A 17,504-nucleotide genomic window follows, 5' to 3' on the forward strand; every position below is an offset into this window, starting at 1 on the left:
GATTGGCGTCGTACACGAAATAGGTGTCCGCCGCAGATCCCCTGTGGGAGCGAGCTTGCTCGCGATAGCTATCCAACCGGCGCCGAAAGTCTCAATCCTTTGGCCGCGCATGCGCCGCCAACCGCTCCAGCGCCGCCCGCAGGTTGGGATCGGTGATGCCATCCGCCGTGGCCTGAATGGTCGCGGCGGCGTCGGTGGACAAATCCAGCGTGTGCCCCTTGGCGCCGACCTGGACGGTGGGCGGTTGCACCTTGAACAGGATTCGCGTCAGGTTGGCGAATTCTTCGAACGCCTGGAGTTGGCGCAGCAGGCGTTTTTGCTGGTAGCGCAGGCGCGTGGCCCAGTGGCCGTCGGTGACGATCAGCAGCAAGCTGCCTTCGCGCCAGGAGGCCACGTGGCAATGCTCGCGCGCGGCCGGTTGCAACTGGCTGTCGAGCAGGCGTTGCAAGTGGCCCAGGCGTTTGGCGTGGCCAAAGATGGCTTTCAGCGGCTTGGCTTCGCGCAGCAGAACGGCGGGTGCCTTGGCTGGAAGAGGGCGAAAGGCCATGAATGAATACCGCAAGTGACAGAGGCGCCATGGTAGCAGAAAGCGCCGGATGCGCCTCGACCCTCTCGCCCAGCGGCTTTTGGCTGCACAATCAATGATTAACTTCTGCGCTGGGTGGGTTGAAGTTCGCGCAAAAGCCCTTATTTTATGCAAGCCCCGTCACAGCGCTGTGCCAGCATCGTGGAATAACGCCACTTTCCTCTCCATCGTTTCCGGGTAGAATGCTCGTTCGCATGCGGCCATGAGGGCTGCACGGGCGACTCACGGGGCCGCCCTCCATCCCTTTAGTGTGGAAGATCCTGCCGATATGTTTGCGCCTTTGTTAAAGAAACTTTTTGGAAGCAAGAACGAGCGTGAAGTCAAGCGCATGCTCAAGACGGTACAGACTGTCAATGCCTTCGAAGAGCAAATGGTGGCCCTTTCGGACGATCAGTTACGCGCCAAGACTGCCGAATTCAAGGACCGCATCGCCAAGGGGGAAACCCTCGACCAGCTCCTGCCTGAAGCCTTTGCGGTCGCCCGTGAAGCCGGCAAGCGGATCATGGGCATGCGCCACTTCGACGTTCAGTTGATCGGCGGCATGACCTTGCACGAAGGCAAGATCGCCGAAATGCGTACCGGTGAGGGCAAGACCCTCGTGGCGACCTTGGGTGTGTACCTCAACGCGCTGTCCGGCAAGGGCGTGCACGTAGTGACGGTCAACGACTACCTGGCCCGCCGCGACGCCAACTGGATGCGCCCGCTCTACGAGTTCCTCGGCCTGACTGTCGGCGTCGTCACGCCGTTCCAGCCGCCGGAAGAGAAGCGCGCCGCCTACGCCGCCGACATCACCTACGGCACCAACAACGAATTCGGGTTCGACTACCTGCGCGACAACATGGCGTTCAGCATGGAAGAAAAATTCCAGCGTGAACTCAACTTTGCCGTGATCGACGAAGTCGACTCCATCCTCATCGACGAAGCCCGTACCCCGCTGATCATTTCCGGTCAGGCCGAGGACAGCTCCAAGCTGTACATCGAGATCAACAAGCTGATCCCGCAGCTCAAGTTGCACGTCGAGGAAGTCGAAGGCGAAGTGACCCAGGCCGGGCACTACACCGTTGACGAGAAGACCCGTCAGGTCGAGCTCAACGAAGCGGGTCACCAGTTCGTCGAGGAAATGCTCACCCGTGTTGGTTTGCTGGCCGAAGGCGAGAGCCTGTACTCGGCCCACAACCTGGGCCTGCTGACCCACGTTTATGCTGGCCTGCGTGCGCACAAGCTGTTCCATCGCAACGTCGAATACATCGTGCAGGACGGCCAGGTCGTACTGGTGGACGAACACACCGGCCGTACCATGCCGGGTCGTCGCCTGTCCGAAGGCCTGCACCAGGCCATCGAAGCGAAGGAAGGCCTGAATATCCAGGCCGAGAGCCAGACCCTGGCCTCGACCACCTTCCAGAACTACTTCCGCCTGTACAACAAGCTGTCCGGCATGACCGGTACCGCTGATACCGAAGCGTTCGAGTTCCACCAGATCTACGGCCTGCAAGTGGTGGTGATTCCGCCGAACAAGCCGCTGGCCCGTAAAGACTACAACGACCTGGTGTTCCTGACCGCCGAGGAGAAGTATGCGGCGATCATCAACGACATCAAGGACGGCATGGCCCAGGGCCGTCCGATCCTGGTGGGTACTGCCACCATCGAGACTTCCGAGCACATGTCCGCCCTGCTCAACAAGGAAGGCATCGAGCACAAGGTCCTCAACGCCAAGTTCCACGAGAAGGAAGCCGAGATCATCGCCCAGGCCGGTCGCCCGGGTGCGCTGACCATCGCCACCAACATGGCTGGCCGTGGTACCGACATTCTCTTGGGCGGCAACTGGGAAGTGGAAGTCGCCAGCCTGGAAAGCCCGACCCCAGAGCAGATCGCGCAGATCAAGGCCGACTGGCAGAAACGTCACCAGCAGGTGCTGGAGTCCGGCGGTTTGCAGGTGATCGCTTCCGAGCGTCACGAGTCGCGTCGTATCGACAACCAGCTGCGTGGCCGTGCCGGTCGCCAGGGTGACGCCGGTTCCAGCCGTTTCTACCTGTCCCTGGAAGACAGCCTGATGCGCATCTTCGCCTCTGACCGGGTGAAGAACTTCATGAAGGCCCTGGGCATGCAACCGGGCGAGGCGATCGAGCACCGCATGGTGACCAACGCCATCGAGAAGGCCCAGCGCAAGGTCGAAGGTCGCAACTTCGATATCCGCAAGCAATTGCTCGAGTTCGATGACGTCAACAACGAACAGCGTAAAGTGATCTATCACATGCGTAACAGTTTGTTGGCCGCCGACAACATTGGCGAAACCATCGCCGATTTCCGCCAGGACGTGCTCAACGCAACCGTCAGCGCCCACATCCCGCCGCAGTCGCTGCCGGAGCAGTGGGACGTCGCCGGCCTGGAAGCCGCCCTGCAGAGCGACTTCGGCGTGGCATTGCCGATCCAGCAATGGCTCGACGAAGACGATCACCTGTATGAAGAAACCCTGCGCGAGAAACTGCTGGCCGAACTGATCGCTGCCTACAACGAGAAGGAAGACCAAGCGGGCGCCGAGGCGCTGCGTTCCTTCGAGAAGCAGATTGTGCTGCGGGTACTGGACGACTTGTGGAAAGACCACCTGTCGACCATGGACCACCTGCGTCACGGTATCCATTTGCGCGGTTACGCCCAGAAGAACCCGAAGCAGGAGTACAAGCGCGAGTCCTACACGCTGTTCTCCGAGTTGCTCGATTCGATCAAGCGCGACTCGATCCGTGTGCTGTCCCACGTTCAGGTTCGCCGCGAAGACCCGGCCGAAGAAGAAGCCCGCCTGCGTCAGGAAGCCGAAGCCCTGGCTGCGCGCATGCAGTTCGAACACGCCGAAGCCCCGGGCCTGGAAGTGGTCGCCGAAGAGGGCGTCGATGTGGATGTCGCCTTGGCGACCGCACCGGTGCGCAACGAGCAGAAGCTGGGTCGTAACGAACTGTGCTATTGCGGTTCGGGCAAGAAATACAAGCATTGCCACGGGCAGATCCAATAATCCCGTTTCAACGCTGAACGACCCGCGCCGCGACCGGCTTCCAGCCGTCGCGGCGTTTTGCCATTTGATCTACCGTCCCGATGGAGACGGTGCCGATATACATCTCATTTAAGGAGCGCATTCATGGCTGTTGGTCTTGGTCCGTTGCCAACGTTGCACCCGGTTGCCGGTTTTGAACTCGGTATTGCCTCGGCGGGCATCAAGCGCCCCGGGCGCAAGGACGTCGTGGTCATGCGTTGCGCCGAAGGCTCGACGGTCGCTGGCGTGTTCACCCTCAATGCCTTTTGCGCCGCGCCGGTCATCCTGGCCAAGCAGCGCGTGCAGGGGCCGGTGCGTTACCTGCTGACCAACACCGGTAACGCCAACGCCGGCACCGGCGCGCCAGGCCTGGCCGCTGCCGAGCGCACCTGCGCCAAGTTGGCGCAACTGACCGGTGTCGATGCCAGCCAGGTGCTGCCGTATTCCACCGGCGTGATCGGCGAGCCGTTGCCGGTCGAGAAGATCGAAGGCGCGTTGCAAGCCGCTCTCGATGATCTGTCGGAAAACAACTGGGCAGCAGCCGCCACCGGCATCATGACCACCGACACCTTGCCCAAGGGCGCGAGCCGCCAGTTCGAGCATGATGGCGTGATCATCACCGTCACCGGTATCAGCAAAGGCGCCGGCATGATCCGCCCGAACATGGCGACCATGCTCGGCTACATCGCCACCGACGCCAAAGTCTCGCGCCAGGTGCTGCAAGACCTGATGCTTGACGGTGCCAACAAATCGTTCAACCGCATCACCATCGACGGTGATACCTCCACCAACGACTGCTGCATGCTGATCGCCACCGGCAAGGCCAGCCTGCCGGAAATCACCGAAGCCAGCGGCCCGCTGTTCGCGGCCCTGAAGCAGGCGGTGTTCGAAGTGTGCATGGAAGTGGCCCAGGCCATCGTCCGTGACGGCGAAGGCGCGACCAAGTTCGTGACCGTGCAGGTCAATGGCGGTGGCAATCATCAGGAATGCCTGGATGTCGGCTACACCGTGGCCCACTCGCCGCTGATCAAGACCGCGCTGTTCGCCTCCGACCCGAACTGGGGCCGGATCCTCGCTGCCGTTGGCCGTGCCGGCGTGCCTGAGCTGGACGTGAGCAAGATCGACGTGTTCCTCGGTGAAGTCTGCATCGCCAGCCAAGGCGCTCGCGCTGCGACCTACACCGAAGCCCAGGGCGCGGCTGTGATGCAGCAGGAAGAAATCACCATCCGTATCGAGCTGGGACGTGGGGATTGCAGCGAAACGATCTGGACCACCGACCTGTCCCACGAGTACGTCAAGATCAACGCTGAGTACCGGACTTAACAGGCCCGGGACCGAGCTGCTCCAATCGCGAGCAAGCTCGCTCCCACAGGGATTTGTTGAGTGGCATCGATAGTGGTCTCAACACAAATCCACTGTGGGAGCGAGCTTGCTCGCGATGGCGTCAGAACAGACACCCTCAGAACCACAAGAAAGGAATCCAGACATGAGCCTGCACCTGATCATCGGCGACAAAGATCTATCTTCCTGGTCCCTGCGCGGCGCGTTGGCCCTGGCGCTGACCGGCGCAAAGTACACCGAAGAGCTGGTCAGGCTCGACCAACCCGACACCCGCGAGAAGCTGCTCAAGTATTCGGCCACGGCCAAGGTCCCGTTGCTCAAGACCGAGTTCGGCGTGATCGCCGATTCCCTGGCGATTGCCGAATACCTGGCTGAACAGTTCCCGGATGCCGGCCTCTGGCCAAAGGATGTGGCCGCCCGGGCCCAGGCGCGGTCGGCCTGTGCACAAATGCACAGCGGTTTCTTCGCCATCCGCAGCAACATGCCCTTTGACCTGCTGCACGATGCACCGCTGTCGCCCATGCCGGCTGACGTCCAGGCGGAAATCGAGCGGGTGCTGGCGCTGTGGGCCGAATGCCGTGCCGCGGCGACCGAAACCGGTCCCTACCTGTTTGGCCGCGTGAGCCTGGTCGATGCGTTTTTTGCCCCTGTTGCCGTGCGCTTGCGCACTTATCAGGTGAAACTGTCGGAGGTCGATGAGGCCTACGTCGAAACCCTTTATCAATGGCCGGCGTTCAAGGCGTGGCAACAAGCTGGCCTGGAGGACACTGCGCGGTGAAACGAGTCCATGTGGCGGCAGCGGTCATTCGCGATGCCGCCGGTAAAATCCTGATCGCCCGACGGGCCGACACCCAGCACCAGGGTGGCCTGTGGGAGTTCCCCGGTGGCAAGGTCGAGGCCGATGAATCCGTCGAAACCGCCCTGGCCCGCGAACTTCATGAAGAGCTGGGTATTGTCGTCGATGCCGCCCGGCCGTTGATCAAGGTGCGTCACGACTACCCGGACAAACAGGTGTTGCTGGATGTCTGGGAAGTCTCGGCGTTCACCGGCGAGCCCCACGGCGCCGAAGGGCAGCCGTTGGCCTGGGTGACGGCCCGCGACCTGACGAACTATGAGTTCCCGGCGGCCAATCAGCCGATCGTCGCGGCGGCCCGTTTGCCGGGTCAGTACCTGATCACGCCTGACGGCCTTGAGACGCCGGCCTTGCTGCGCGGCATGCAGAAGGCGATTGCCGGCGGGATCAAGTTGGTCCAGCTACGTGCCCCCGGTGGTTACGACCCGAAATACCGCGATCTGGCGGTGGATGCGGCGGGGCTGTGTGCCGGCAAGGCCCAGCTGATGCTCAAGGGGCCGTTCGAATGGCTGGGAGATTTTCCTTCCGCCGGCTGGCACATTACCGCCGCGCAGTTGCGCAAGCATGCAGCGGCCGGTCGACCGTTTGGCAAGGACCGCTGGCTGGCGGCCTCCTGCCATAGCGCCGAGGAATTGTCCCTGGCGCAGCAGATGGACGTGGACTTCGTGACGCTCTCGCCGGTGCAGCCGACCCAGACCCACCCTGACGCACAGCCGTTGGGGTGGGCCGAGGCCGCACGCTTGATCGAGGGCTTCAACAGGCCGGTTTATCTGTTGGGTGGGGTCGGGCCTGGCGAGCGGCAAAAAGCCTGGGAGGCCGGGGCGCAAGGTGTGGCGGGGATTCGGGCGTTTTGGCCTGAGGCTTGAAGCTGCAGTGAACTGATCGTTCCCACGCTCCGCGTGGGAATGCCTCAACGGACGCTCCGCGTTCGGCTCTGGAGGGACGCGGAGCGTCCCGGGCTGCGTTCCCACGCAGAGCGTGGGGAACGATCATGCAGGTGATCAGCCCTCAGGCTTGGCCGCCGCCACCCAAAGCACCTCCGCTACCCCTTGCCGCCGGGCAATGACCCGCGCGGCCACGAACAGCAGATCCGATAACCGATTGATATAGGCCAGCCCCGGCCCGGCCAGCGGTTCCACCGCGTTCAGTTGCTGACAACGGCGCTCGGCGCTGCGGGCCAGGCTGCGGCAGACGTGGGCCTGAGCCACCAGCGCCGAGCCACCGGGCAGGATGAAGTTTTCCAGGGGGCCCAATTCCTCGTTCCACCCATCGATCGCCGCTTCCAGTCGCTCGATTTCCGCCACGTTCAAGGCCTGATAAGCCGGCATCGCCAGTTCCCCGCCGAGGTCGAACAGACGGTGCTGACAAGGCGCCAGCACGTCACTGACCTCCTTCAGCCCCGGATGTCGGGTCGTTTCAGTGGCGAGCCCGGCCAGCAACAACCCCAGCTGGCTATTCAGTGTATCCACTTCGCCGATGGCCTCGACCCGTGGGTGGTCCTTTGCCACGCGGCGACCATCGCCCAACCCGGTTTCACCTTTGTCGCCGGTGCGGGTGTAAATCTTCGACAGGCGAAAACCCATGCTCAGCGCTCCAGTTGTCTGTTTTCCTGCGGCACCATCGAAGTGCCCGCCAGGGGCAGGCGCAAGGTGAAGCAGGTGCCTTGACCCGGCGCCGACTGCACTTCCATCTGGCCCTTGTGGTTGTTGGTGATGATGAAATACGAGACCGACAGCCCGAGGCCCGTGCCCTGGCCGATCTCCTTGGTGGTGAAGAAAGGTTCGAAGGTACGTTTGCGCACGTTCTCGCTCATGCCGATGCCATTGTCCTCGACCTGGATTTCCGCCCACGGTGGATTCAACCGCGTGCGCAGGATGATGCGCCCCGGTTCGCTGTCGTCCTGACGTTGATGGATCGCCTGGGCGGCGTTTTTCAGCAGGTTGAGCAGCACCTGTTCCAGCTCGTTGGCCGTGCCGGGCACTGGGCCCAGGTTCGGATCGAACTGACGGGTGATCGCCTGGCCCTTGAAGTCGAAACCGATTGCCAGGTCGAAGTCGTTGCCGGCGATTTCCACTGCCTGGTCGATCAGCGCGGGCAGGTCGCAAGGCGCCATTTGCCGGGTACTGCGACGACTGAAACTGAGCATGTGGGTGACGATTTTTGCCGCCCGGGCGCCGGCTTGCTGGATACCGTCGAGCAACTGCGGGATCTCCCGACCCTGGAGATAACGATTGACCTCCTCTAACGGGATACCCAGCAGCTCGGCCTGTTCGAGGTTCTTGGGCAGCTCCGGCGACAGGCGGCGGCGGATGTTCTGCACGTTGTGCAGGATCGCCCCCAACGGGTTGTTGATTTCATGGGCCATGCCCGCCGCGAGGCCGCCGACCGAGAGCATTTTCTCCGATTGCACCATCATTTCTTCCAGCGACAGGCGCTGGGTGATGTCATCGATCCGGATGACCACGCCACGCCCGGCTCCACCCATCAGTGGGTAGAAGGTGAGGGCGTAGTGCCGGGCTTCGTCGTCCTTGGTCCAGGTGACGCGTTCGATCTTGGCCACCGTGTGTTGCTCGACGGTCTGCTTGAGCTGCGGCAGGTAGGGTTTGAGCGGTTCGAAGGCGAGGAAAATCGGCTGGTTCAGCGCCTCGTCCAGCCGTGTGCCGGAGAGGGCGCTGGCTTCCTGGTTCCATTGGGTGACGTAGAGTTGCTCGTCGAGGGCGATCAGCGCCGACGGCATCGAGTCGATGATGCTGTTGAGGTAATTCTGGAAACCGGTGAGCTTTTTCTCGATCTTGCTGCGCACCTGGACTTCCAGCTCCAGCTTGCGATTGGTATGACGGGTTTCTTCCGCCAAACCCTGGGCCTGGTCGTAGGCGGCCTGGGAGTCGTCCCGCGCGCGCTTGAGTTGCTGCTCCCGGGCTTCGATCCGCGACAACATGGTGTTGAACGCCTCGGCCAGGCTGCCGATCTCATCGTGGTTGCCGCGTGCGGCACGCAGGGCGTAGTTCTCTTCGCGGGTGACCTGGCGTGACAGTTCTTCGAGTTGATGAATCGGCTGGGTGATCAGGCGCTTGATCTGCTGGGCAATGATCAGCCACAGCAACACGCTGAAAATCAGGATGCCGAGGCTGGCGGTCAGGGTGCCGGTGTAGAACGCGGTCGGCAATTCGCTGCTGGCTACCAGCAACAGATGACCGGGCAGCGTGCCGGGGCGGGGCAGGGTAATGACCTGGTTGCTGCGGAATTCACCGGCCTGCCAAGCCTGCATATTGCGGTAATGGTCCGGCAGCTTGAGTTTTTCGGCATGTTGCAGCTGCGCCAGGCGTTCGCCCTGGCCGTCGTACAGTGCCGCCGCCCTCAGCGGTGCGTAGCTGTTGAGCTCGTCGAGCAAGCGTTGGGCGCTTTGTGGCGACTGCAGGGCGTCGGAGATCAGGCTTGGATTGGCCACCAGCCGGCCAATGGTCTGCAGGGCCTGGGGTGCCATGCTTTCCTGGGAAATGTAGTAGGCGGCGCTGATAAAGGTCAGGTTGGCCACCAGCAGGACAGTGGTCAACAACACCAACAGGGCGGCCAGCAGTTTCTGGCCGACCGGGAGGTTTTCAAGGCGCTGGCGCAATGGCATCAGACTCGTCGCTAAAAAGGAATACGAGGGCCAGCGTAGCCGCTGCTCAGTCGCTGGGCAATCCGAGGTTGTGCAAGTGGGCAATCAGTCGCTGCCGCAGTTGTTCCAGGTGCGGCACGGTCAGTTCATGGCGTTGGGCGACCTTGCAGGCGTAACCGAGCAAGTAGCTGATTTCGGTGCGGCGCCGATTGGCGACATCCTGGTACATCGAGGAGTAATTGGCGGCCGTGGCCTGGATCACTCGTTCAACTTCCGGTTGCAAATCTTCGGCCGCCGCGGGCTGGCCACAACGTTCGAGCAGGTCGGTGAGCTCTGCGCACAGGGTCGCCACTTCGCAGCGGTGTTCCTGCAAGCCGCCGTTCTTGCAGTGGTGCAGCACGGTCAGCGGGTTGATTGCGCAGTTGAGCGCCAGCTTGCGCCAGAGCCGGGTGAGGATGTCGGCGCTCCATTCGTGGGGAATGCCGGCGGCGGCCAGGTCGTCGAGCCAGAACGGCGCCACTGGGTGAGCAGGATCGCCCAGCCAGGTGTAGCCGTGGCCGGCGAACACCACGCGCCAGTCACCGTCGCGGAACGCGCCTTCGGTGCTGGAGGCGCTGATGCAACGGGCTTGGGGTACGCAATTGGCCACCGCGTCCTGGCTGCCGAGGCCGTTCTGCAACAGGATCAGTTCCGATTCGGCGTCCAGGCGATGGGCCACCGAGGCCACGGCCGCTTCCGCGTCGTAGGCTTTGCAGGCCAATAGCAGGCGCCTGATCGGTTCCGGGCTGTCCGCCGTTTCGCCAGGTATCGGGTAGCTCTGCGCCTGTCCCTGTTCCACCAACGTCAGGCCGCCGGCGCTTCGGTAGGCCTGCAGGCGGGCTTCGTTGCGCTGCACCAGCCGCACCGGCAACCCGGCCCGGGCCAGGCGCGTGGCCCACAATGTGCCGAGACTGCCGGCCCCTAGGACATGCCAGGTGGTAGACATCAGTTTTTTACTCGGATTGGCGCAAGCATCTGAGGGCTCGCCGTGTCGGCAGGAAAAGAGCCGTTATAATGAGCCCGATTTTAACCATAAGCCAAGCGCGCGCCGTTGATACTGGCGCGCCTTTTTATTTGGAGAACACTACATGCCGTCATTCGACGTGGTATCCGAACTGGACAAACACGAAGTCACCAACGCGGTTGAAAACGCCGTCAAGGAACTCGACCGTCGTTATGACCTCAAGGGCAAGGGCAGTTTCGAGTTCAAGGAAAAAGACCTGACCGTGAACCTGACCGCCGAGGCCGATTTCCAGCTCGAGGCGATGATCGAGATCCTCAAGCTGGCGCTGGTCAAGCGCAAGATCGACGTGCAGTGCCTTGAGGTCAAGGACGCCTATGCCTCGGGCAAGCTGATGAAACAGGAAGCCGTGCTCAAGGAAGGCATCGACAAGGAGCTGGCGAAGAAGATCGTCGCTCATATCAAGGACGCCAAGCTCAAGGTGCAAGCCGCCATCCAGGGCGAGCAGGTGCGGGTCACCGGCAAAAAACGTGACGACTTGCAAGAAGCCATTGCGGCACTGCGCGGCAAGGAATTCGGTATGCCGCTGCAATTCAACAACTTCCGCGACTGATACTGGGTTGTATTAAACATTGTGGCGAGGGGATAAATCCCCTCGCCACAAAATGCTGCGTGCAACAGGAATAGGAGAGAAAGATGGATTTGAATGCTGAAGTGGACAACCTGGTCAAGGCTTCCCAGACCTGGATCCCCATGATCATGGAATACGGCAGCCGCGTGTTGCTGGCCGTCATCACCCTGGCCATCGGCTGGTGGTTGATCAACAAAGTGACGCAGAAACTCGGCGCGCTGCTGGCCTTGCGTAACGCCGACCTGGCGCTGCAAGGGTTTATCAGTACCCTGGCCAACATCATCCTGAAGATATTGCTGATCGTCAGCGTCGCTTCGATGATCGGCGTGGAAACCACCTCATTCGTCGCCGCCATCGGTGCCGCCGGCCTGGCGATTGGCCTGGCCTTGCAAGGCAGCCTGGCGAACTTCGCCGGTGGCGTGCTGATCCTGCTGTTCCGCCCGTTCCGCATTGGTGACTGGATCGAAGCCCAGGGTGTGGCCGGTACGGTCGACAGCATCCAGATCTTCCACACCGTGATTCGCACCGGTGACAACAAGACTGTCATCGTGCCAAACGGCAATCTTTCGAACGGCATCATCACCAATACCAATCGCCAGCCGACCCGCAAGGTCGTGTTCGATGTAGGCGTGGATTATCAGGCTGACCTGCAAAAAGCCCGGGAAGTGTTGTTGGCGTTGGCCAAGGATGAGCGCGTGCTGGCTGATCCAGCGCCTGAAGCGGTGATTTCCACCTTGGGCGACAGTTCCATCACGGTGTCGCTGCGCATTTGGGTCAAGACGGCGGATTATTGGAACGTGATGTTCATGCTCAATGAACAGGCGCGGGATCGCTTGAAGGACGCGGGTATTGATATTCCGTTTCCACAGCGAGTGATTCGGGTCGTTCAGGAAGGGCCAGCGCAATAATGATTCGACTATAACCTGGCGCTGGGGTCAGGTTATGTTTAGTTAGCTTGCTAATTAAGAAGTTGTATAAAGACTGAATGCAGTCGAAATAAAAAAACCGCTCACCTGGATCAGGTGAGCGGTTTTTGTTTGTTGCGGGTGCAGCTATCGAATTAGCACTGAATTACAAGATGCTCAGTGGGTATTCGACGATTACGCGAGTGTCATACACGTCACCCGAGTAGCCGCTGTAAGCGCCGTTCGAACGGTAGTTGGCGAAACGCACGCGGAACGACAGATCTTTGGCTGGGCCTTCTTGCAGAACGTACTTGGATTCAACGTTCCACTCGTTTTCTTTGCCTTCGCCCAGACCGTTGGTGCTGATGTTGTCACCCATTACGTAACGGGTCATGAAGCTCAGGCCCGGTACACCATAGGTTTTCATGTTCAGGTCGTAGCGAGCCTGCCAGGAACGCTCGTCGCGGCCCACGAAGTCGGAGATCTGAATGGAGTTGGATACGAAGATGGTGCCGTTGCCGTCAACGCCATAGTAGTAAGCGTTGTCGCCACTGGAGCGCTGGTGAGCGATGGTGAACTTGTGAGCGCCGATGCTATAGGCAGCAGCCAGGGACCACAGGTTGTTATCAACGCCTCGGGTACCGTCGCCGATGGCATCAACCAGATCGCCGCGGCTCTCGCCTTTGGTTTTGTAGCCGTTGAAGTCGAAGTTCAGCGACTGTTCGTCGTTGATCGGCAGGGTGTAGTTCAGGTTGACGTAGTACTTCTTGAAGTAGTCGTCAGCATCGGATGCAGCCAAAGCACCGGTAAAGTTATCGGTGAAGGCGTAGCTGGCGCCGAAGATGTTGATGTTGGTCAGGCCTTTACCGCCGTTACCATTTTCATCAGGCAGACCGCCGATGCTGTCACGGCCCATCCCGGTTTGTTTGCTCAGGGACGTGAAGCGACCTGCGCTCAGCTCCAGGCCTTTGATCTCTTTGGAAGTGACCAGGGTACCGGTAGCCACTTCAGGGATCAGACGGCTGTCATCGGTTGCAAAGACAGGGCTGGCAACGAATTGCTGGCCGTATTTCAGAGTGGTGTCGGAGAGACGGAACTTGATAGCTGCGCCTGCCTTGGACTGGGTTTTTTCCGGATTGCCGTCGCTGTCGTTGGCAAACAGACCGTTGCCACGACGACCCGAACCGCCGTCCAGCTTGGCCGAACCCATGACCATTGCATCGAGGCCGACGCCTACGGTGCCTTGGGTAAAGCCGGATTCATAGGTAATCAGCTCGCTGATACCGGTGTCCTGACGATAACCGCTAGTGCCAGAAGATGGGTTGCTGTCCCCATTCTTGTAGTCACGGTTCATGTATTCCATACGGGTCTTGGCTTTCAGACTCTGGTCTTCAAGGAAACCTTTGGATTCATCCTGGGAGGACGCCATTGCGAACTGCGAGGTACCGGCCGATACAGCCAGTGCGATCATGCTCCACTTCATCACGCGCATCGTGATTTGCTCCTTTGGTTTTTAGAAGAGTACTGCCGTCCCACCTGTTTTTTTATCTGGGCGGCTCTTTCTTTTTGTGTCGGCGCAAACTTATATCACGACGACATTATTGGCGATACTTGCCCATTCAACCTTTCAGCTTCTTTACGACCATGTCGCCAATGGCTCGATCCATGTCGTATTTCAGCTATCCCGACGCAACCGTATTCACAACTTTAATGTCGTTTTCTTTTTCCGGCATCGGTGTAAAGAGTCCGTCATTACTGCGCTTGAAGCTCCTGAGGGCAGCCTTGCCACTTTAATTTTGTATGTCGGCAGGTTCCCGCGTCCGGCGGGACCTTTGGACAGTGCGGGGATGAATGCAACAAGCATGCTCAAACCCGATTTTCGTTTACATTTTTTTCACATTTTATCGATTGACGCGGTGAAACCTCATGAAACCGGGCTCCAAAGGCCTTGTTTTAAATAGGGTTGACTCGTGTGCGGCTCTCGTGTTTGACGCCAGCAAACGTGGCAAGACAATCAAAAACGTTACCGGTTCACCCTACCCAGTGAGTAAATCACGGATACTTTGTGCACTGAGCGTAGACGCACTGTGCTGTTTTGGTGCAAAAAAATTTCAGGTTGTACGAAAATCTTACAGCGTCGAGGCTTTGCCTGGGCTCTGGCATGGTCCTGTCAGGACCTTACCGTGCCGCTTGCGCTGTGTTGGTGCGTCAGGTTGCACAGGTTGATGCCGTATGTTGAAAAAAATCATTCGAAGGCCGGGCATCAGCACGGTACGCAGTGATCGATCCGGCGTTCGCGGGTATGCTGCGCATCTGAGTCCTATGCAGGCCTGCGGGCCGCCAAACCGGGCAGAACCAATAACGAGCGAGGAGTACACGCGGTGTTCGCTTTAGATCCACGACTGCAACAAGACACATTGCCCATCGGTGATTTCCCGTTGTGCCGGTTGCTCTTGTCCAACGATTCGAACTACCCGTGGTTCATCCTCGTACCGCGGCGGGAAGATATCAGCGAATTGTTTCAATTGGATGACGCTGATCAACAACAGCTGTGGAAAGAAACCACGGCGCTGGCCGAAACCCTCAAGGATTCGTTCGATGCCGACAAGATGAACGTTGCAACCCTGGGTAACGTCGTCAGTCAATTGCACATGCACGTCATCGTGCGCAAGCGTGATGATGCCGCCTGGCCTGCGCCGGTCTGGGGCAAACACCCAGCCCAGCCTTATAATGCAGGGCAGGTCGCGGCCATTCGTGAACGGTTGCGAGTGGCCTTGACCGATGAGTTCAAGTTTCTGGAGGGCTGAACCATGAACCTTGAAGACCGCGTAACCGATCTGGAAAGCCGTCTGGCGTTTCAGGATGACACCATCCAGGCATTGAACGACGTGCTTGTGGAGCAGCAGCGGATCGTCGAGCGTCTGCAGCTGCAGATGGCGGCGTTGCTCAAGCGCCAGGAAGAAATGGCCGGGCAGTTCGAGTCGTTCGAAGAAGAGGCGCCGCCTCCTCACTACTGACCAGGCCCGACTCTCGTTTGACGGGCAATAAAAAACCGCGAGCAGCCAGGCTGCATCGCGGTTTTTTTATGCTGGGATCAGCGGCGCGGCAGCGCGGCGATCACATCTTCGGCCTGCAGGCCCTTGTCGCGGTTCATCACGGAGAACTCCACGCGCTGGCCTTCCACCAGGACGCGATGGCCTTCGCCACGAATGGCCCGGAAATGCACGAAAATGTCATCGCCGGAGTCGCGGGAGATGAAGCCGAACCCTTTGGACGTATTGAACCACTTCACCGTGCCGGTATCGCGGTTGGACATGTCGTAGTTCTGCGCAGCGGCGGCCGGCGACGACTTCTTGTAGAAGCTGACGGCCAGGTGCAGTGCCACGGCGAGCAGTGCTGCACCCAGGCTGAACAGAATGGCCGGTTGACCGCCGATTTCCGGCATAGGCGCCAGCAGGGCCAGGGTTTGCAGGGCAACGGCCAGCACCAGCAGGGCACTGACCAGGTTTTGCAGTTGGTGACGTGGACCTTTGTTCCAGTAAGGGATAACAGGTGCGAGGGTCAGGTTGAGCAGGCCGAAAAAGGCCAGGTACAGTGCATCGGGGTGTTGCAGGTAAGGTGTGGCTTCGGAACCCAGGCTAGGGATGAAGGACAGCAGCAGGGCAGCTGCGCCCATTAGCAAGTGGACGATTTTCAACATTTTGATTGGCTCACGGTTAAGACAGATCACAAGGAAGAGCTGGTCGGGGGCGGTTCGCTTCGAAACAATGAGAGGCGTTGGACACGTACCCGAATCAGCCTATGCGCCACACCCGGGAAAATAAGCGTAGCGACACACTGCCTATTTAACAGCAAAGCCCCGGCCTTCTCAAACTCGTTACGGGCACGTACCGCGCTGTTCGTCGGCCAGAAAAGACCCGCCGGTGCTTGAAGGTGCCAGGCAAACGGCGTTGAATTCCTCGGGGCGTCGGAACCGCTCGCTGTCCCGGCTTGTCGGTTCAGGAGGGCTGGCGATCTGTCGCAGGCCATAGGCGGCCAAAACCACTAGAGTTTGGGGCGTTGTCGAATTCATCACCGTCAGGAGATCAACCAACATGGCAATTGATATCGGTATCAGTGAAGAAGACCGCAAGTCCATCGTCGACGGGCTTTCGCGCCTGCTGTCGGACACCTATGTGCTGTATCTCAAGACCCACAATTTCCACTGGAACGTCACGGGGCCGATGTTTCGGACCCTGCACCTGATGTTCGAGGAGCAATACAACGAGCTGGCCCTGGCGGTGGACCTGATTGCCGAGCGAATTCGCGCCCTGGGTTTCCCGGCCCCGGGGGCCTACTCGGTGTACGCGCGCCTGTCTTCTATTAAGGAAGAGGAAGGCGTGCCTGGCGCCGAAGACATGATCCGGCAACTGGTCGAGGGCCAGGAAGCGGTGACGCGTACGGCCCGGGGCATCTTTCCTTTATTGGACAAGGTCAGTGATGAGCCCACCGCCGACCTGCTGACCCAGCGCATGCAAGTTCACGAAAAGACCGCGTGGATGCTGCGGGCGTTGCTGGAGGGTTAGTAACCTCAGGCAGGTGATGACGTGGCGCGGGCAGCATTCCCAGCGCGCGGCGTGTAGGACGGCGTAATTCATCGCCTGCCTGCTGTTGGCTTGTCCTACGTCCATGGTCATAAAGTCGTCTGGAACTGGCGATGCCGTTGAGCTTCCATAGAGCCACAGATGGAGTGTTCCAACTGAGAGGTTCGTATGGCAAAGGAGTGTCAACGGTATGATTCAAGGAAAAGAACCGGGGGAGGGTTTGCGTGGGCGCTTTCAGTCCATCAGCGTCGATCCGTTCGTCAGGGGGTTCGATATGCAGCTGGTGCGCCCCCTGGCCCGATCCATTCGTCTGAACGGGTTCGCCACCTGTCTGCGGCTGGAACAGGTCTATTGGGATATCCTCGGTGACATGGCCCAGCTCAACAGCTGTTCCATCAGCACGTTGCTGTCCCATGTCGACAGGGAGGTGCACCTGCGCCATGGCGGGGTGCGCAATTTCAGCGCGCTGGTGCGTGTGGTCTGCGTGGTGCACAGTTTGAAGGAGACCGGGATGGATCATGGTGCGGCGTAGGAGCTGCCGAAGGCTGCGATCTTTGGATCTTGATCTTGCGCTTGCGACTCAAGTGTCTGGGGCAAGATCGCAGCCTCGTTGCACTCGTCAGCTCCTACACAGCATCCGGAAATGGCCTGTGCGGTCTTACGGCTGCACAGGCCGCATTTAATGGATATAATCCCGCTCTTTGCCGCAAAGCCCAGCCTTTGCGCGAGTAACCTGATCGCCGAGACAACCCCATGCCGATGTACGACTATCAATGTGCTTCCTGTGGTCATCAGATGGAAGCCATTCAAAAGATCAGCGCGGCACCGCTGGTCGACTGCCCTGCCTGTCAGGCGCCAGAACTGAAAAAGATGCTGTCCATGCCTGGTTTCCGCCTCGGCGGCACAGGCTGGTATGAAACCGACTTCAAGACCGGCGCCAAGAAGAATTTGGCCGGTGGCGACAAAGCTGATTGAGTTGAAC

General features: G+C 60.0%; 17 protein-coding genes. 11 read left to right on the top strand and 6 right to left on the bottom strand.

Going from position 1 to position 17,504, the window contains the following annotated elements; translation table 11 throughout:
- Nucleotides 1-91 precede the first annotated feature (91 nt).
- Nucleotides 92-547, bottom strand: coding sequence for a DUF721 domain-containing protein (locus tag AB4O09_RS07505; protein ID WP_003205074.1), 456 nt, complete (start codon nucleotides 545-547; stop codon nucleotides 92-94).
- 307 nt (nucleotides 548-854) lie between these two features.
- On the opposite strand from AB4O09_RS07505, the gene secA reads away from it, so the two are divergent.
- The 4 genes from secA to AB4O09_RS07525 all read left to right on the top strand — a co-directional run bounded on the left by secA (nucleotide 855) and on the right by AB4O09_RS07525 (nucleotide 6,668).
- Nucleotides 855-3,590, top strand: coding sequence for a preprotein translocase subunit SecA (gene secA / locus AB4O09_RS07510; protein ID WP_003205071.1), 2,736 nt, complete (start codon nucleotides 855-857; stop codon nucleotides 3,588-3,590).
- A 123-nt stretch (nucleotides 3,591-3,713) separates the two neighbouring features.
- Nucleotides 3,714-4,931, top strand: coding sequence for a bifunctional glutamate N-acetyltransferase/amino-acid acetyltransferase ArgJ (gene argJ / locus AB4O09_RS07515; RefSeq protein ID WP_003205069.1), 1,218 nt, complete (start codon nucleotides 3,714-3,716; stop codon nucleotides 4,929-4,931).
- A gap of 163 nt (nucleotides 4,932-5,094) precedes the next feature.
- A complete protein-coding gene (locus AB4O09_RS07520; RefSeq protein ID WP_003205067.1) occupies nucleotides 5,095-5,727 on the top strand; it encodes a glutathione S-transferase family protein in 633 nt (210 codons plus the stop codon).
- Nucleotides 5,724-6,668, top strand: a complete 945-nt coding sequence (locus tag AB4O09_RS07525) for a Nudix family hydrolase (RefSeq protein WP_003205066.1) — start codon at nucleotides 5,724-5,726, stop codon at nucleotides 6,666-6,668. The genes AB4O09_RS07520 and AB4O09_RS07525 overlap by 4 nt, the downstream gene beginning before the upstream one ends.
- Before the next feature lie 135 nt (nucleotides 6,669-6,803).
- Here AB4O09_RS07525 and AB4O09_RS07530 read toward each other — a convergent pair whose 3' ends face one another.
- From AB4O09_RS07530 to AB4O09_RS07540, 3 genes are read right to left on the bottom strand one after another with little or no spacing between them, the layout of a single operon-like run.
- Complete coding sequence (locus tag AB4O09_RS07530; RefSeq protein ID WP_013694113.1) at nucleotides 6,804-7,385, bottom strand: cob(I)yrinic acid a,c-diamide adenosyltransferase; 582 nt, start codon at nucleotides 7,383-7,385, stop codon at nucleotides 6,804-6,806.
- A 2-nt stretch (nucleotides 7,386-7,387) separates the two neighbouring features.
- Complete coding sequence (locus tag AB4O09_RS07535) at nucleotides 7,388-9,424, bottom strand: sensor histidine kinase (RefSeq protein ID WP_003205062.1); 2,037 nt, start codon at nucleotides 9,422-9,424, stop codon at nucleotides 7,388-7,390.
- A 46-nt stretch (nucleotides 9,425-9,470) separates the two neighbouring features.
- The gene (locus AB4O09_RS07540; RefSeq protein WP_460094891.1) at nucleotides 9,471-10,388 is read right to left on the bottom strand and encodes a putative 2-dehydropantoate 2-reductase; all 918 of its coding nucleotides are present in this window, start codon (nucleotides 10,386-10,388) and stop codon (nucleotides 9,471-9,473) included.
- Nucleotides 10,389-10,530: 142 nt separating this feature from the next.
- Here AB4O09_RS07540 and AB4O09_RS07545 point away from each other — a divergent pair, with 142 nt between their 5' ends.
- Complete coding sequence (locus tag AB4O09_RS07545; RefSeq protein WP_003205057.1) at nucleotides 10,531-11,016, top strand: YajQ family cyclic di-GMP-binding protein; 486 nt, start codon at nucleotides 10,531-10,533, stop codon at nucleotides 11,014-11,016.
- 83 nt (nucleotides 11,017-11,099) lie between these two features.
- Complete coding sequence (locus AB4O09_RS07550; RefSeq protein ID WP_003205055.1) at nucleotides 11,100-11,942, top strand: mechanosensitive ion channel family protein; 843 nt, start codon at nucleotides 11,100-11,102, stop codon at nucleotides 11,940-11,942.
- A 163-nt stretch (nucleotides 11,943-12,105) separates the two neighbouring features.
- Here the strand turns inward: AB4O09_RS07550 and AB4O09_RS07555 are convergent, their stop codons facing one another.
- Complete coding sequence (locus tag AB4O09_RS07555; protein WP_053163185.1) at nucleotides 12,106-13,431, bottom strand: OprD family porin; 1,326 nt, start codon at nucleotides 13,429-13,431, stop codon at nucleotides 12,106-12,108.
- Nucleotides 13,432-14,320: 889 nt separating this feature from the next.
- On the opposite strand from AB4O09_RS07555, the gene AB4O09_RS07560 reads away from it, so the two are divergent.
- Both AB4O09_RS07560 and AB4O09_RS07565 read left to right on the top strand, forming a co-directional pair.
- Nucleotides 14,321-14,746, top strand: a complete 426-nt coding sequence (locus AB4O09_RS07560) for an HIT family protein (protein WP_415239345.1) — start codon at nucleotides 14,321-14,323, stop codon at nucleotides 14,744-14,746.
- 3 nt (nucleotides 14,747-14,749) lie between these two features.
- A complete protein-coding gene (locus tag AB4O09_RS07565; RefSeq protein WP_003205050.1) occupies nucleotides 14,750-14,956 on the top strand; it encodes a SlyX family protein in 207 nt (68 codons plus the stop codon).
- A gap of 77 nt (nucleotides 14,957-15,033) precedes the next feature.
- Here AB4O09_RS07565 and AB4O09_RS07570 read toward each other — a convergent pair whose 3' ends face one another.
- Nucleotides 15,034-15,639 carry a cold-shock protein gene (locus tag AB4O09_RS07570; RefSeq protein ID WP_003205048.1) on the bottom strand — a complete coding sequence of 202 codons (606 nt, stop codon included), beginning with the start codon at nucleotides 15,637-15,639 and terminating at the stop codon, nucleotides 15,034-15,036.
- 394 nt (nucleotides 15,640-16,033) lie between these two features.
- On the opposite strand from AB4O09_RS07570, the gene AB4O09_RS07575 reads away from it, so the two are divergent.
- The 3 genes from AB4O09_RS07575 (at nucleotide 16,034) to AB4O09_RS07585 (ending at nucleotide 17,497) form a co-directional block, all read left to right on the top strand.
- A complete protein-coding gene (locus AB4O09_RS07575; RefSeq protein ID WP_003205047.1) occupies nucleotides 16,034-16,504 on the top strand; it encodes a Dps family protein in 471 nt (156 codons plus the stop codon).
- Nucleotides 16,505-16,712: 208 nt separating this feature from the next.
- Nucleotides 16,713-17,054, top strand: coding sequence for a ribbon-helix-helix domain-containing protein (locus AB4O09_RS07580; RefSeq protein ID WP_003205045.1), 342 nt, complete (start codon nucleotides 16,713-16,715; stop codon nucleotides 17,052-17,054).
- 221 nt (nucleotides 17,055-17,275) lie between these two features.
- Nucleotides 17,276-17,497, top strand: coding sequence for an FmdB family zinc ribbon protein (locus AB4O09_RS07585; RefSeq protein WP_003178589.1), 222 nt, complete (start codon nucleotides 17,276-17,278; stop codon nucleotides 17,495-17,497).
- Nucleotides 17,498-17,504: the final 7 nt, after the last annotated feature.

Source organism: Pseudomonas sp. H1_F01, assembly GCF_054681425.1.

Bases quoted from the DNA above. Each gene is read 5' to 3' on its own strand.
- AB4O09_RS07505 (WP_003205074.1), bottom strand. From the start codon at position 547: ATGGCCTTTCGCCCTCTTCCAGCCAAGGCACCCGCCGTTCTGCTGCGC.
- secA (WP_003205071.1), top strand. From the start codon at position 855: ATGTTTGCGCCTTTGTTAAAGAAACTTTTTGGAAGCAAGAACGAGCGT.
- argJ (WP_003205069.1), top strand. From the start codon at position 3,714: ATGGCTGTTGGTCTTGGTCCGTTGCCAACGTTGCACCCGGTTGCCGGT.
- AB4O09_RS07520 (WP_003205067.1), top strand. From the start codon at position 5,095: ATGAGCCTGCACCTGATCATCGGCGACAAAGATCTATCTTCCTGGTCC.
- AB4O09_RS07530 (WP_013694113.1), bottom strand. From the start codon at position 7,385: ATGGGTTTTCGCCTGTCGAAGATTTACACCCGCACCGGCGACAAAGGT.
- AB4O09_RS07535 (WP_003205062.1), bottom strand. From the start codon at position 9,424: ATGCCATTGCGCCAGCGCCTTGAAAACCTCCCGGTCGGCCAGAAACTG.
- AB4O09_RS07540 (WP_460094891.1), bottom strand. From the start codon at position 10,388: ATGTCTACCACCTGGCATGTCCTAGGGGCCGGCAGTCTCGGCACATTG.
- AB4O09_RS07545 (WP_003205057.1), top strand. From the start codon at position 10,531: ATGCCGTCATTCGACGTGGTATCCGAACTGGACAAACACGAAGTCACC.
- AB4O09_RS07550 (WP_003205055.1), top strand. From the start codon at position 11,100: ATGGATTTGAATGCTGAAGTGGACAACCTGGTCAAGGCTTCCCAGACC.
- AB4O09_RS07555 (WP_053163185.1), bottom strand. From the start codon at position 13,431: ATGCGCGTGATGAAGTGGAGCATGATCGCACTGGCTGTATCGGCCGGT.
- AB4O09_RS07565 (WP_003205050.1), top strand. From the start codon at position 14,750: ATGAACCTTGAAGACCGCGTAACCGATCTGGAAAGCCGTCTGGCGTTT.
- AB4O09_RS07570 (WP_003205048.1), bottom strand. From the start codon at position 15,639: ATGTTGAAAATCGTCCACTTGCTAATGGGCGCAGCTGCCCTGCTGCTG.
- AB4O09_RS07575 (WP_003205047.1), top strand. From the start codon at position 16,034: ATGGCAATTGATATCGGTATCAGTGAAGAAGACCGCAAGTCCATCGTC.
- AB4O09_RS07580 (WP_003205045.1), top strand. From the start codon at position 16,713: ATGATTCAAGGAAAAGAACCGGGGGAGGGTTTGCGTGGGCGCTTTCAG.
- AB4O09_RS07585 (WP_003178589.1), top strand. From the start codon at position 17,276: ATGCCGATGTACGACTATCAATGTGCTTCCTGTGGTCATCAGATGGAA.